The organism is Streptomyces sp. NPDC054847, assembly GCF_053610925.1.
Window position 1 is genome coordinate 1 of the sequence record NZ_JBSGZJ010000185.1, and the last position, 12,813, is coordinate 12,813.

The window sequence follows — 12,813 nt, forward strand, 5'->3', positions numbered from 1 at the left end:
GTGTCGTACCCCGTGCGGGGGTACGACACGGCCCGTTTCCTGTCCGGGGGGACTTTGCCGGGCGCGCCTCCGGCGGGGGCGCCTCCACCGGGCTTCCCGTGGGGCCGGGGCGCAGGGGCGGGTCCAGGATGCGACGCGAGGCTTCCCGTGGCCGGGGCACAGGGCGGGGACGCCTCCGGCGGTGCGACGCCGGCCGTGCGTGGGGTGTGGCCGAATCGGGGCGGGTGTTCCCGTGGGGGTCTTCCGGGGTTCATCCGGTGCTGCTGTGATGCTCCGCGGTCCGCGTCGGCGGCCGGCACACGTACCCCAGGAGGCCCCTTGTGAATCTGGTCGTCAACGGCGATGCCGAGAGCGGGCCGGGAGGGAGCGCCGAGCCCGTCGGCAGCGTGACCGGCTGGGTCGTCGCACAGGGCGCCCCGGCGCTCGTCGGGTACAGCGTGGGCGCCGGTTATCCGACCCCCGCCGATCCCGGACCCGTCCGCCGCGGCTCCCGGTTCTTCAGCGGCGGCGACTCGCCCCGCACCGCCCTCGTGCAGGACATCGAACTGCCCGGCACCGGCGCGACCGGCCAGGCGGCCGTCGACGCGGGACGGGTCCGGTACACCCTGACCGCCTGGCTCGGCGGATACGCCGCGCAGGAGGACGGCGCCAGGCTCTCGGTCGAGTTCCGCGACGCGAAGGGCACGCCAGTGGCGCTGAGCGTGCTCGGGCCCGTGACCGCTGCGGACCGCGGCGCGCGCACCGGGCTGCTGGAGCGAACCGCGTCCGCCGCCGTGCCGCCCGGCGCCCGCAGCGCACGCCTGCTGCTCGTCCTCACCCGCAGCGGCGGCGGGACGTCCAACGACGGGTACGCCGACGGGATATCGCTCGCTCTGGCGGCCACGACCGGAGCCACGGGGGGACGCACGTGACCAGGACCGACCGACGGAACCTGCTCAAGGCGGCGGCAGCCGTGGGCGCCCTCAACCTGGCGTGGCCGCTGAGCGCCGGGCTGTCTCCCGCTCAGGCCCGCGAGGCGGCGGAGGCCCTCGGCGCCGACTACGACCCGGCGCCGTTCACCCTCGGGGTCGCCTCCGGCGACCCGCTCCCGAACAGCGTCCTGCTGTGGACCCGTCTCGCGCCGGAACCGCTGGCCCCCGAGCAGCCCCTGCCGGAGGTCGTCGAGGTCGAGTGGATCGTGGCCCTGGACCGGACACTCCGCCAGGTGGTGGCCCGCGGCACGGCCCCCGCCTCGGCGACCCTCGGCCACAGCGTCCATGTGCCCGTCCCGGGGCTGCGCCCGGACACCCGCTACTGGTACGCGTTCAAGGCACTGGGCAGGACCAGCCGGGTCGGCCGCACCCGCACCGCGCCGGCCGGGGGGACTCGCCCGGTCAGGTTCGCCGCCGCCAACTGCCAGGCGTTCCACGACGGGTTCTATGCCGCCCACCGCGGAATCGCCCGCGAGGACGTCGACTTCGTGGTCCACCTCGGTGACTACGTCTACGAGCACGGCCAGGTCGGCGGCGTCCCCGCGGACCACGTCCGCGACCACGAGGGCCCGTCCGTCTTCACCGTCGCCGACTATCGCCGCCGCCATGCCCTCTACAAGGGCGACGCCTCCCTGCGTGAGGCGCACGCCGCCCATCCCTGGTTCCTGACCTGGGACGACCACGAGGTGGTGAACGACTACTCGGGAACCGGCGGCGGCGCACCGTTCATGCAGCGCAAGGCCGCCGCGTACCAGGCCTGGTACGAGCACCAGCCGCACCGCGACGACAGCGCCTTCGCGCTGCCCGATCCGGAGATCCACCGGGTCCGTCGCTGGGGCGACCTGCTGGAGCTGACGGTGCTCGACCTGCGTTCGTACCGCTCCGCGCAGAACCTTCCCGACGGCACGATCCTCGGTGAGGAGCAGAAGTCCTGGCTGAAGCGGGGCATCGACCGGGCGCCCGACGCGTGGCACGTCTGGGCCAACTCGATCATGCTCAGCCAGCTCCGCGGACGGCCGGGCGGCCCGTACATGTTCACCGATCAGTGGGACGGTTTCCTCGCGGAACGCAAGGAGGTGCTGGGCCATGTGCACAGCAGTGGCCTCGAGGACCTCGTCGTCATCACCGGCGACTGGCACTCCGCGTTCGTCGACGACATCAGAACCGACTTCGACGACCTCTCGTCCCCGGTCGTGGGCACGGAGTTCACCGCCCACTCCGTCACATCGGGGGCCTATTCGGCGGACTGGAACCGGACGAACGGTCCGCTGATAGGCGCGGCGAACCCGCACCTGAAGTACTTCGAGGGCAACCGCTACGGCTACGACGTGTACGAGGTGACTCCGGAGCGGTTCAGCGCCCACATGAGGGTGATCGCGGACCGCCGCGACCCGGCGTCGCCCGTCACCACGCTGACGACCTTCCACGTCGACCGGGGCAGCACCGGTTCGTACGAGGACCCGGCGACGAAGCACTCGCCGGCCCAGTGGCGGAGGGACTAGCGGGACGCGTGTCACACCGGTGCGTGGTTCCGCCACGCACCGGCCCGCCCTACTCTCAAGGTCATGTTCGCCGCCTACGCCGCCCGCATCGACCGCGACCAGCCCCTCAACGGCCTCGAACTGGGCGAACGCCCGGCACCCCAGGTCCGCCCCGGCTGGACGACCGTGACCGTCAAGGCCGCTTCCCTCAACCACCACGACCTGTGGTCGCTGCGGGGGGTCGGTCTCGCGGAGGACAAGCTGCCGATGATCCTCGGCTGCGACGCCGCCGGCGTCGACGAGGACGGGAACGAGGTGGTCCTCCACTCCGTCATCGGGCAGAGCGGCCACGGCGTCGGCCCCGACGAGCCCCGTTCCATCCTCACCGAGCGCTATCAGGGCACCTTCGCCGAGCAGGTCAGCGTCCCCACGTGGAACGTGCTGCCGAAGCCGAAGGAACTCACCTTCGAGCAGGCCGCCTGCCTGCCGACCGCCTGGCTCACCGCCTACCGGATGCTCTTCACCAACGCCGGTGTGCGTCCCGGTGATTCGGTCCTGGTCCAGGGCGCGGGCGGCGGCGTGGCCACCGCCGCGATCGTGCTCGGCAAGGCAGCGGGCCTGCGGGTGTACGCCACCAGCCGCGACGAGGCCAAGCGCAGGCGCGCCGTCGAGCTGGGGGCCGAGGAGGCGTACGAGCCGGGAGCGCGGCTGCCTCGCCGGGTGGACGCCGTCATCGAGACGGTCGGCGCCGCGACCTGGTCCCACTCGGTCAAGTCGCTGCGGCCGGGCGGGACCCTGGTGATCTCCGGGGCGACGAGCGGTGACCGTCCCGCGCACGCCGAACTCACCCGGATCTTCTTCCTCGAACTGAAGGTCGTCGGCTCGACGATGGGCTCCAAGGACGAGCTGGAGGACCTGCTCTCCTTCTGCGCGGCCACGGGTGTGCGGCCGGTCATCGACGAGGTGCTGCCGCTGGACCGGGCCAGGGAGGGCTTCGAGAAGATGGCCACCGGTGAACTGTTCGGCAAGATTGTGCTGACCAACTCTTGATGGTTCGTCAGTTCTGCTGATGGGATCTCCGGCACTGGTCCACGACCGTGCCGGAGGTTCCTCATGTACCGCCGACTGCTCGCCGTCCTCGTCTCCGCGCTCCTGCTGCTCTGCGCCGCGCCCGCCGGGGCACACGGCACAACGGCCGGCGCCGCGCCGGACGGCATACCGAGGCTGACCGACGACCGCGGCCGGGTCCTGACCCTGCGCGGCTGGAACGTCGAGGACAAGACCCACCGGGGCGAGGCCGCCCTGTCCGCGATCACCGAACGGCACTTCCGCGACCTGCGTGCCCAGGGCTTCAACTTCGCCCGGCTCCTCGTCTTCTGGGACGACCTGGAGCCGGTGCGGGGCCGGTACAGCGAGCGGTACCTGCGCAAGATCGACCAGGTGCTGGACTGGGCGCACACCTACCGCGTCCATGTGCTGATCGACGCCCACCAGGACGTCTTCGGCCCCGCCTTCGGCCACCGCGGCATCCCCGAGTGGGCGACCAGGACGGACGGGCTGCCGTTCACCCCGCATCCCGACGACTGGTTCGCCGAATACTTCGAGCCCGCCGTCCAGCGCGCGTTCACCCACCTCTACCAGGACCCCGACCTGCGCGGCGCCCAGGCCGCGATGTGGCGGGTTCTGGCCGACCGCTTCGCGGACCACCCCGCCGTCATCGGCTACGACCTGATCAACGAGCCGATGGGTGAGATCCGGGAGGGCGAGGACCTGCCGGCGGCCGCCCGGCGCATCGAGGCCGAGCAGCTCACGCCGATGTACAACCGGCTCGCGGACGCGGTCCGTTCCGTGGACCGGGACACCTGGCTGTTCGTCGAGCCGACGCCGATCGTCGGCGAAGGCGTGCCGACCGGGCTGGGCCGGATCGACGATCCGAAGACGGTCTACGCCCCGCACTTCTACAACACCGCCATGGAGGCGGGCGCCGACTACGACCCGTCGGCGGGCTGGATCGAGGCGTACGAGCGCGCCGTGACCGAGTACCCCGCGCGGTACCGGATGCCGGTCGTGGTCGGCGAGTGGGGCCCGCTCAACAACGCGCTGCCGAACATGGGCCGCTTCTACCGGGAAGCACTCGCCTCCCTCAACCGCTACGGCTCCGGCTGGGCCGGCTACGTCTGGTGCTACGGCGGCGGCTACTGCGCGGTCGACGCGGAAGGCCGCTTCCGCACCAACAAGGAGCAGACGGCCGCTCCGTACGCGCCGGCCGTGGCGGGCAGGGTGACGGCCGAGGAATACGCGCCGGACAGCGGGACGTACCGGCTGGAGTACCGCTCGGCGCGCGGCGTCACCGAGGTCTCGGTGCCGCCCCGCGCGAGCGGCTGGCGGATCGAGGTGACCGGCCGTGCCTGGCCGCGGGTCCGTACCGTCGAAGCCGGCCGGACGGCCACGGTGCGCGTGCACGCCCGCACCGGCGAACACGTCACCGTCCGGGTCAGCCCTCGTACACCACGATGAAGTCGCCGCTCGGGCCCTGGCGGCGGGCGAGCGCGTCGCGCAGCCGGCGCAGATGGTCCGGCGTCAGCTCGAGCGGCGGCTCGTCCGGCTGGTGGGTCGTACCGCGCGGGTAGTCCTTGTCCGGCGTGCGGGTCATCTCGATGTGGCAGCCGAGGACATGGGTCACCCGGTTCGTCCCGCAGAAGGCCAGCAGCCGGTCGACCGTGGCGGCGAAGGCAGGGATGTCCCGGACGTAGAGCCGGCCCGGGTAGAGCGAGTCGCCGGTCAGCAGCAGACCGGTGTGCCGGTCGTGGAAGACGACGGCGGCCTCCTCGTGGCCGGGTCCGGGCAGCAGGTCCAGTACCCGGCCGCCGAGATCCAGTTCCGTGGGCCGCAGCGGCCACCGCTCGAAGCCGAAGTACGCCGTCACCGCGTCGAGGGACGGCCCCACGACCTCGGTGTACGGACGGTCCGCGAACTGCGCGTCGCCCGCGATGTGGTCGCCGTGCCCGTGGGTGTGGGCGACGACCAGCCCGTACCGCTCCCGCGGGTGCCGGTCGAGCCATTGACCGACCAGCGTGTCGACGGTGGCGCGCAGCGGCATCGCCGCCGGGTCGGCGGTCGCGCCGGTGTCCAGCAGCAGCGCCCGTTCGTTGCCGAACAGCAGGTAGAGGAACGGCGCCTCGAAGTGCACCGACTTGTTCTGGCGCAGGATCAGCGTGTGCTCGCTGTACGCGTGCACCTGGATCGCGGGCGCGGTGTCGTCCCCGGGCGGCGGGCTGCCGGCGTGCCACCGGACATCGAGGCTGCCGGCGACAGGAGCGTCTGTACGGAAGTCGATCACGTGGCCCACCGTACGCGGCCCTCCGGTCCGCCGGGGAGGGCCGCCGTGACGATTGCGGCCCTCTGATGCGGGGCACGAGCACTGACACCACGCGGTCGCGCGTGAAGGGGGAGGAAGAGTGTCAACGGGGGATCAGCAGAGCCGGATTCCGGCGTACCCGGGCGTCGAACGCTTCGTCGACGCCTTCGACAAGCTCGTCGTCCAGCCGCGGCGAAGCCGCAGCCGGGTGCCCGTCGTGCTCCTGAGCGAGCCGGGCGACGGGCAGGCCGGCCGCCGGATCGTCGCGGGGCTGCGCACCCGGTTACGCGGCCGGGAGGGGCGGCTCGCCCCGCATGCCTGCGTACCGGCGGTGCCCGCCGACCCGGCGGAGCCGCCGCTCGACCTGTTCGAACAGATCGCCTTCCAGCTCGACGCCTCGATGCCGCCGGGCACCGGGCGGCTGCGGCTGCCCTCCTACCGGCTGCTGCGCGCCGTCGTCTGCGCCCCCGCCGCCGGCGGCCTGATGGAACGGCGTCCCGGGGAGCTGCGGGACCACTGCTACGCCCAGCACCGAGAGGTCTCCGGGCTCGCCCGGGGCCTGTGGTGGCTGGGCGGCCGGGACCAGGCCAACGGCGGCACACTGCTCGAGCTGCTGTGGAATTTCATCGCAGGCCCGCTGTTCCAGCGGCTGCCGCGAGCCCTGTACGGCCGCAGGGCCAACCGCCGGATGCTGGGCCGCGGCCGGTCCGGGGGCCGCCGGTGGTACGCGGAGTGGGTACGGCAGCAGCAGGGGACCCCGCCCTCCGAGTTCTTCCGCTCCGCCCTCGACCTGGTGGGCGGCGGCCCGGAGGGCGATCCGGAGCAGCTCGACCGGATCCTGGTGCACGCGCTGCTCGCCGACCTGGAGGCCGCCGGTCGCAAACGGCCCTTCGACCCGTGGCGGCGGCGCCGGGTCAGCCGCTTCGTGCTCCTGGTGGAGGAGGCAGGACCCGCCGAGTCGCGCATCCAGCGTTTCCTGAGGGAACTGCGCTCGGCGATGGAGGACCTGAGGTGCACTTCGGTGGTCGCCGTGGCCGCCGGGGTGCGCACCCTCGCCAGCCGGATCCCCGACATCGAGGTCCCGGGGCTGTCCGCCGCCGGGGCGGACCTGGCCAACATCGCCCAGCGCGGCACCCCGCCGGGCCGCCCCTCCGGCATGGTCGTCCCCGTCGAGGAGGGCCCGGAGGACGACCAGGCGGCCACGTACTGGCTGGGCCGCTGGCCGACGCTCGCCCCGCCCACGCACCGCTGGGGGCCTGGCGTGGAGGTGGCCGGCGCGCTCGGCGCCGGGGTGCTGGCCCTCGCGGTCACCGCCGGGCTGCTCGCCGGTGTGCCGTTCACCAACGTCGGTCCCGACCCGTGCCTCGGCTCCACCTTCCTCGGCACGGACGGGCAGTGCGTCGGTGTCGCGGAGGGTGCCGCGGGCTTCGGCACGGGCGACAGCGAGCGGGCCGTACGGGACGTGCTGCAGCGCATAGAGCAGCAGAACGAGCAGGTGGAGCAGGAGCTCTCCGGCCGCGAAGCCGACGACCCGCGCCCGCGTTCCCGGACCGTCGTGTACTTCGGGCCGCTCAGCGGCGGCAAGGACGCGGAGGACCCGGTGCGCGGCGGCACGCTCGCCGAACTGCGAGGTCTCGCCCTCGCTCAGGCGTATGTGAACGCGCAGGCGCTGCGCACCGGTGAGCGGGTGCCGCTGCGGGTTCTCGCCGCGAACGCGGGCGACCGGTTCAAGGACGCCCCGGCGGTGGCACGGCGGATCGTCGACCTCGCGGAGAAGGACCGTTCGATCGTGGGGGTCGTCGGTTTCGGCCAGAGCCGGCGGCGCACCTACGAGGCGATGGTCATCCTCGACGAGGCGGGCCTGCCGATGGTCGGCACCTCCGGCACAGCCGACGAGCTGCTCCGCCAGGGCGAGCACTACTACCAGACCGCGCCGACGGACACCCGGGCCGGCCAGGTGATGGCATCCTTCGCCGAGCACGCCGCGATGGTGGACGGCCGGACCGCGCTGCGGGTGCGGCTGATCGCCGACCCCTCGGACGCGTACAGCGCGAGCCTGGCGACGGCGTTCCGGTCGGCGTACGGCGACGAACGCACCGACATGCTGCTCTACACGCCGACGGACGCGCCCGAGCCCTCGCCGGTGCCGGGCGGCCCGGTGGGGCCCTCGGTCCAGGCCATGGAGGATCTGGCGCGGGAGGTCTGCCGTGCGGTGGCGGCCGAGCCGCGCACGGCGGTGGTGTGGGCGGGACGGGGCAGCCACTTGCAGCTGTTTCTGGGGGAGCTGGCGCGAGACTCGCGCGACTGCCCGAAGGTCGCCGTACTCGGCGGCGACGACGTCACCAACGCGCTGACGGAGGAGCACCGTCCGTGGGAGGTGTTCGCCGGGCTGACGCTGTACTACGTCTCGCACGGCAGGGCGCCCGCCCTGTCCGGAGCGAGCGGCGAGGCCGCCGCTTTTCTCTCTGCGTACGACCGCACCTACGCGGACGACCACGGCGCCCGCACCGGCGGGATGCGGCAGGACGCCCATGTGGCGCTCGCCTGGGACGCGATGCGCTATCTGGCTGAGGGCGTCGACCAGGCGTGGCGCGGAACGGGCGGCAACGACGAGCGACTCGATCGCGGGCTGCTTCAGGCGGTGCTCTACCAGGGGCTCGGCGGCGGGGGCTTCGACGGGGCCACCGGACGGATCGAGGCGCACGGGGCGGCCGGCGCCGGCCGGCTGACGGAGAAGAAGCTGACGGCTGTGGAGCAGGGCGGTGCGAAGGGGTCGCGGACGGTGCTGCTCTGCGGGACGGTGGCGCGCGGTGATGTGCGCGAGGTCTGGGGGCCGGAGAAGCATCCCTGCCCCTGATGTCAACCGTGGTTGACACTGCATGCCTGTCAATGTAGGTTGACAGGCATGACCGAAGCAACAGAACTCGCCGAGCGCGCGGGCGACCGCGATCCGCGCGTCGGGCTGCGGGCGGTCGCCGCGCTGCGGCGGCTGCTCGAGCAACTGGAAGCCGTACAGGTCAGAAGCGCCCGCAACCAGGGCTGGTCGTGGCAGGAGATCGCGGCGGAGCTGGGCGTCAGCCGCCAGGCGGTCCACAAGAAGCACGGGAGGCTGTGATGTTCGAACGCTTCACCAAGGACGCCCGTGCGGTGGTGACCGGCGCCACCGCACACGCGGAGCGGGCCGACTCGTCCACGGTCACCGAGGAGCATCTGCTCCTCGCCCTGCTGGACGTCGGCGGCTCACGCACCGCCTTCGCGTTCACGGCCCTCGGCGTCATGGACCGGCGGGCCGCCCTCGAGGCGTCCCTGGCCGACGTACGCCGGCGCGGCGGCATGACCAAGGCGGACGAGGAGGCCCTGGCCGGCCTGGGCATCGACGTCGGCGCGATCGTCGCCAGCGTCGAGGAGACCCACGGGGCCGGCGCGCTGGCCGGCGACCGCAAGGACCGGCGCTGGTGGTCGGGCCACCGCGCCTTCACCCGTGAGGCGAAGTCGACCCTGGAGAAGTCGCTGCGGATCGCCCTCGGACGGCGCGACCGGACCATCGGCGCCGAGCACATCCTGCTGGCCCTCGCCTCTGGCCGCGGCGTCGTCGCGGAGGTCCTCGCCGAACAGGGGGTGACGTACAACGCGCTGGAACGGGCGATGTTCGGCGGGACGGACGGCGGCGCGGCGCGGGCCGGCTGACCCGGTCGCTCGGGCTGACGCGACCGCGCCCGCTACCCGGCCGCTTCGGTCGACGCGCCTGCGCCGGCCGAAGCCCGCTACCCGGCCGCTTCGGTTGACGCGCCTGCGCCGGCCGCGCCCGCCCCGGTCCGCCGGTCAGACCTTGCCGCCGCGGAGCAGAGCCACGATGTGGGCCGCCGCCGTCGACAGATGGCGGCGGGCCTCGCCCAGTTGCTCCGCCGTCACACCGTGGTCCCGTGCCGCGTCCCGTACGTCGTCCCGGAAGCGGTCGAGCAGCCGCTCCAGGTCACGGGCCGGGTCGGCGGAGTCCTCCGGGTCCACGGTTTCCTTCGCCCAGTCCGGGTCCGCGCCCGCGGGTTCGGGCTTGACGAACGGCGGCCACGCCGTCCCCCGCGCCAGTCCGCCGAGCTGACCGGTCAGCTCCGAGAGGCCCTCCCGCACGCCGGTCGGCCAGTCACCGCGGGCGAAGTGGTCCTGGACCTGCTCCTGGACCTGCCGGGCGATCCGCTGCATCTCGGCACGGGCGGTCTCCTGGGCCTCCTGTGCCTGCCGGCGCGCCTGCTGTGCGTCCTCGCGGGCCCGGCGCGACTCGTCCTTCGCGCGGCGCGCCTGCTCCTTCCACTCCTGCTTGGCGCGCTTCAGCTCCTCCTTCGCGGCCCGCCACGACTCGCTGTCCGCGAGGTCGCCGAAATCCCCGAGGTCGCCGAAGTTCCCCCGGCCCGGGCTCCATTGGCCCTTGCCGGTCCCGCTCTTGCCGGTCCGTGTCGCCGCCGCGCGCATCTCGCTGCGCAGCTTGCCCGCCGCGCCCCGGACGTCGTCGCGGATCTCGGCGGCCAGTTCGGAGACGGAGTCGCGGATCTCCAGTTCGAGGTCGGCCAGTTCGCCGCTGCGGCCGGCCAGTTCCGCCCGGCCGGCGTCGGTGATCGAGTAGACCTTGCGGCCGCCCTCGGTGGCGTGGGTGACGAGCCCCTCGGCCTCCAGCTTGGCCAGCCGCGGGTAGACGGTGCCGGCGCTCGGCGCGTACAGGCCCTGGAAGCGCTCCTCGAGCAGGCGGATGACCTCGTAGCCGTGGCGCGGCGCCTCGTCGAGCAGCTTCAGCAAGTAGAGACGGAGCCGGCCGTGGGCGAAGACGGGGGGCATGTCAGAGCACCTTCCCACTCGGGGCGTCCGCGGGTGTTTCCCCGTGGGGATCCTCCTCCGACGGAGGCCGGCGGAGGAGGGCGATGGAACCGGAGACGGTGGTCGCCTTGAGCGTGCCGGTGCCCGCGCCCAGGGTTCCGGTGAGCCGCTTGGCACCCCACTGGCCGCTGACCCGCAGGGTGTCGAAGGCGTTGGAGATCGCGCCGCCGGCCGTGTTCGCATCGACCCGGGCGTCCGCCGGGTGCGGCAGCCGGACCGCGATCTCGCCGGAGACCGTGGTCAGCCGGATGTCCGTGGGCCTGCCGCCCGGGTCGAGGTCGATGACCATGTCGCCGCTGACCGAGTCGGCCTTCACGCCGGCGCCCGCGCCGTCGATCACCGTCAGGTCGCCGGAGACGGAGTTGTAGCGCAGGTCGCCGGTGACCGACTGGGCCTCGACGTTGCCGGTGACGGTGTCGGCGCGGACGGCGCCCGCCAGCCCCACCAGGGTGGTGTCACCGCTGACGCCGCGCACCACGGTCGTGCCCCGCACGCCGGAGACGACGGCGCCCGCGCCGACGACGCCGACCTCCACGGTCGTCGCCGCGGGTACCGCGATCGAGACGACGGCGCTGCGGCGGGGGCCCTTGCGGTCGAGCCACTCGAGGAACCCCTTCCAGGGCAGGTCCTCGTACGCGATGGTCAGGGTCGATCCGTTCCTGGTCACGACGAGGGGCGGGCCCTCGATCTCGGAGACCTCGAGGCGGGTGGAACCTTCGTCCGTCCCCACGACGTTGACCGTCCCGTTGACGACACGCACATTGAGCGTCGTCAGCGGGTCGTCGAAGGTGAGCTTCTGGGGCTCGGCGACTTCCCACGTCGTCTCTGCCATGGTGCTGACCTCCCGGGGCCGGCCACGACGCAACATATCGCGTCTCGATGGCAACACGATATATCGCGGTGTCGCGATGTCAAGCGCGAGTGCCTTTCCGTCGGGCGGCCTCCCGGCAGGGCGACGCGCCCCGTCGGCGGCGATTACGGGACAAACTGCCCTAGCGTGGGGACATGAACGCGACACCCGTGGGAGCCCTGATGCTCTGCCGTGCCGAACCCGCGGCCGTCCGGCTCCCGGCCCGCCTGCTGCGCGAACCGATGGTCCTCGCCCCCGCCGGGCAGGAGTGGAGCGTGCTCGTCCCCGAGGGCAGCCTCTGGCGAGAGGGCGGCGAGGCAGTGGACGCGGTGCTCGGCGGCTGGGCCGCGGCACTGTCGATCGGCACCGGCCGTCCCGTCCTGGCGCTCTGGTGGGACGACGACGGGGCCGGGTTCACCATGGCATCCGGCTTCCGCCGCCCGGTCGGATACGTCTGGCTCGCCGACGGCACCCCCGTCGGCGAGGACGAGGCGATGCGGACCTTCGCCGCACGGCTCGGGCTCGACCCGGTCCTCGACCTCCAGGCCCTGGAACGGCTGATGCTCCCCGACCCCCAGTCCGACGCGAGGACCAGGCTCGTCGGCCTGACGGCCGTGCTCACCCGCCACGGCCTCGACCTCCCGGGCGGTCTGGCGCCGGGCACCCCGGCGGACGCTCTCCGCACCGCCGCACACGCGGCGGCCGTCGAGGAGACCGACTCCGCCGGCCCGCCCGAACCGCCGGCCGTCCGTCGCGCCTCCTGGCTCCGTGCGGCGGGTGCGGTGCAGCTTGCGGCGGGGCTGGCACTGGTGGTGCTCGGGGCGCGACGGCGCAGCGGGGGATGGGCGGCGGCGGGGGCGGTGCTCATCGGGCACGGGCTGGTCCCGCCGGTACGGGAGCGCCTGCGGTCCTGACCGGCCGCGGTACACACTCCAGGCCCGGAAAGGGGCGGCGCGGGGACGGGCCCCGCACGGCGGACCTACTCCTCGTCGTCCTCGTCGTCCAGGCGGGCCAGCCAGGTGGCGAGGCGTTCGACGGGGACCTCGAAGTCCGGGTTGAGGTCGACGAAGGTCCGAAGCTGCTCGGCGAGCCACTCGAAGGTGACCTCCTCCTCGCCGCGCCGCTTCTCCAGCTCCTCGATACCGCGATCGGTGAAGTACATGGGTGCTCCGTCACAGGTCGCAAGGGGTACGGGCGGCCGCCGCGGGCCGCCGACCCATGATAGGCGGGCTCCCACGCGGGCGGCCGGGCCCTCGCCACCCCCACGGGCCGGGGGCTACCCTGCAC

General features: G+C 73.4%; 12 protein-coding genes. 8 read left to right on the forward strand and 4 right to left on the reverse strand.

Going from position 1 to position 12,813, the window contains the following annotated elements:
* The first annotated feature begins 320 nt into the window (after window positions 1-320).
* From ACWGH4_RS19385 to ACWGH4_RS19400, 4 genes are all read left to right on the forward strand, one after another.
* Window positions 321-911, forward strand: a complete 591-nt coding sequence (locus ACWGH4_RS19385; protein ID WP_453462228.1) for a phosphoesterase — start codon at window positions 321-323, stop codon at window positions 909-911.
* Window positions 908-2,473, forward strand: a complete 1,566-nt coding sequence (locus ACWGH4_RS19390) for an alkaline phosphatase D family protein (protein WP_453462231.1) — start codon at window positions 908-910, stop codon at window positions 2,471-2,473. Before ACWGH4_RS19385 ends, ACWGH4_RS19390 begins: the two co-directional genes overlap by 4 nt.
* 63 nt (window positions 2,474-2,536) lie before the next feature.
* Window positions 2,537-3,502 (forward strand): zinc-binding dehydrogenase, encoded by a 966-nt coding sequence (locus ACWGH4_RS19395; protein WP_453462234.1) that lies wholly within the window; start codon window positions 2,537-2,539, stop codon window positions 3,500-3,502.
* A gap of 63 nt (window positions 3,503-3,565) precedes the next feature.
* A complete protein-coding gene (locus ACWGH4_RS19400) occupies window positions 3,566-4,969 on the forward strand; it encodes a cellulase family glycosylhydrolase (RefSeq protein ID WP_453462237.1) in 1,404 nt (467 codons plus the stop codon).
* Here the strand turns inward: ACWGH4_RS19400 and ACWGH4_RS19405 are convergent.
* Entirely contained in the window at window positions 4,947-5,792 is an 846-nt protein-coding gene (locus ACWGH4_RS19405; protein WP_453462240.1) for an MBL fold metallo-hydrolase, read from the reverse strand. The two genes, ACWGH4_RS19400 and ACWGH4_RS19405, sit on opposite strands and share 23 nt — an antisense overlap.
* A gap of 118 nt (window positions 5,793-5,910) precedes the next feature.
* Between ACWGH4_RS19405 and ACWGH4_RS19410 the strand changes: the two genes are divergently transcribed.
* The 3 genes from ACWGH4_RS19410 to ACWGH4_RS19420 are packed head-to-tail and all read left to right on the forward strand — an operon-like array spanning window position 5,911 to window position 9,497.
* On the forward strand, window positions 5,911-8,667 hold the full coding sequence (locus ACWGH4_RS19410; RefSeq protein ID WP_453462243.1) for an ABC transporter substrate-binding protein: 2,757 nt from the start codon (window positions 5,911-5,913) through the stop codon (window positions 8,665-8,667).
* Between the two features lie 48 nt (window positions 8,668-8,715).
* Window positions 8,716-8,925, forward strand: a complete 210-nt coding sequence (locus tag ACWGH4_RS19415) for a helix-turn-helix domain-containing protein (protein WP_159687353.1) — start codon at window positions 8,716-8,718, stop codon at window positions 8,923-8,925.
* Window positions 8,925-9,497, forward strand: a complete 573-nt coding sequence (locus ACWGH4_RS19420; protein WP_453462246.1) for a Clp protease N-terminal domain-containing protein — start codon at window positions 8,925-8,927, stop codon at window positions 9,495-9,497. The genes ACWGH4_RS19415 and ACWGH4_RS19420 overlap by 1 nt, the downstream gene beginning before the upstream one ends.
* A gap of 135 nt (window positions 9,498-9,632) precedes the next feature.
* Here the strand turns inward: ACWGH4_RS19420 and ACWGH4_RS19425 are convergent, their stop codons facing one another.
* Window positions 9,633-10,637 carry a helix-turn-helix transcriptional regulator gene (locus tag ACWGH4_RS19425; RefSeq protein WP_453462249.1) on the reverse strand — a complete coding sequence of 335 codons (1,005 nt, stop codon included), beginning with the start codon at window positions 10,635-10,637 and terminating at the stop codon, window positions 9,633-9,635.
* Window position 10,638: 1 nt separating this feature from the next.
* The gene (locus ACWGH4_RS19430; RefSeq protein ID WP_453462252.1) at window positions 10,639-11,508 is read right to left on the reverse strand and encodes a DUF4097 family beta strand repeat-containing protein; all 870 of its coding nucleotides are present in this window, start codon (window positions 11,506-11,508) and stop codon (window positions 10,639-10,641) included.
* A gap of 173 nt (window positions 11,509-11,681) precedes the next feature.
* On the opposite strand from ACWGH4_RS19430, the gene ACWGH4_RS19435 reads away from it, so the two are divergent.
* Complete coding sequence (locus tag ACWGH4_RS19435; protein ID WP_453462255.1) at window positions 11,682-12,440, forward strand: hypothetical protein; 759 nt, start codon at window positions 11,682-11,684, stop codon at window positions 12,438-12,440.
* Window positions 12,441-12,505: 65 nt separating this feature from the next.
* Here the strand turns inward: ACWGH4_RS19435 and ACWGH4_RS19440 are convergent, their stop codons facing one another.
* Window positions 12,506-12,688, reverse strand: coding sequence for a DUF6104 family protein (locus tag ACWGH4_RS19440; RefSeq protein ID WP_005312030.1), 183 nt, complete (start codon window positions 12,686-12,688; stop codon window positions 12,506-12,508).
* Window positions 12,689-12,813 lie beyond the last annotated feature (125 nt).

Bases quoted from the DNA above. Each gene is read 5' to 3' on its own strand.
- ACWGH4_RS19440 (WP_005312030.1), bottom strand. From the start codon at position 12,688: ATGTACTTCACCGATCGCGGTATCGAGGAGCTGGAGAAGCGGCGCGGC.
- ACWGH4_RS19415 (WP_159687353.1), top strand. From the start codon at position 8,716: ATGACCGAAGCAACAGAACTCGCCGAGCGCGCGGGCGACCGCGATCCG.
- ACWGH4_RS19395 (WP_453462234.1), top strand. From the start codon at position 2,537: ATGTTCGCCGCCTACGCCGCCCGCATCGACCGCGACCAGCCCCTCAAC.
- ACWGH4_RS19400 (WP_453462237.1), top strand. From the start codon at position 3,566: ATGTACCGCCGACTGCTCGCCGTCCTCGTCTCCGCGCTCCTGCTGCTC.
- ACWGH4_RS19425 (WP_453462249.1), bottom strand. From the start codon at position 10,637: ATGCCCCCCGTCTTCGCCCACGGCCGGCTCCGTCTCTACTTGCTGAAG.
- ACWGH4_RS19430 (WP_453462252.1), bottom strand. From the start codon at position 11,508: ATGGCAGAGACGACGTGGGAAGTCGCCGAGCCCCAGAAGCTCACCTTC.
- ACWGH4_RS19435 (WP_453462255.1), top strand. From the start codon at position 11,682: ATGAACGCGACACCCGTGGGAGCCCTGATGCTCTGCCGTGCCGAACCC.
- ACWGH4_RS19420 (WP_453462246.1), top strand. From the start codon at position 8,925: ATGTTCGAACGCTTCACCAAGGACGCCCGTGCGGTGGTGACCGGCGCC.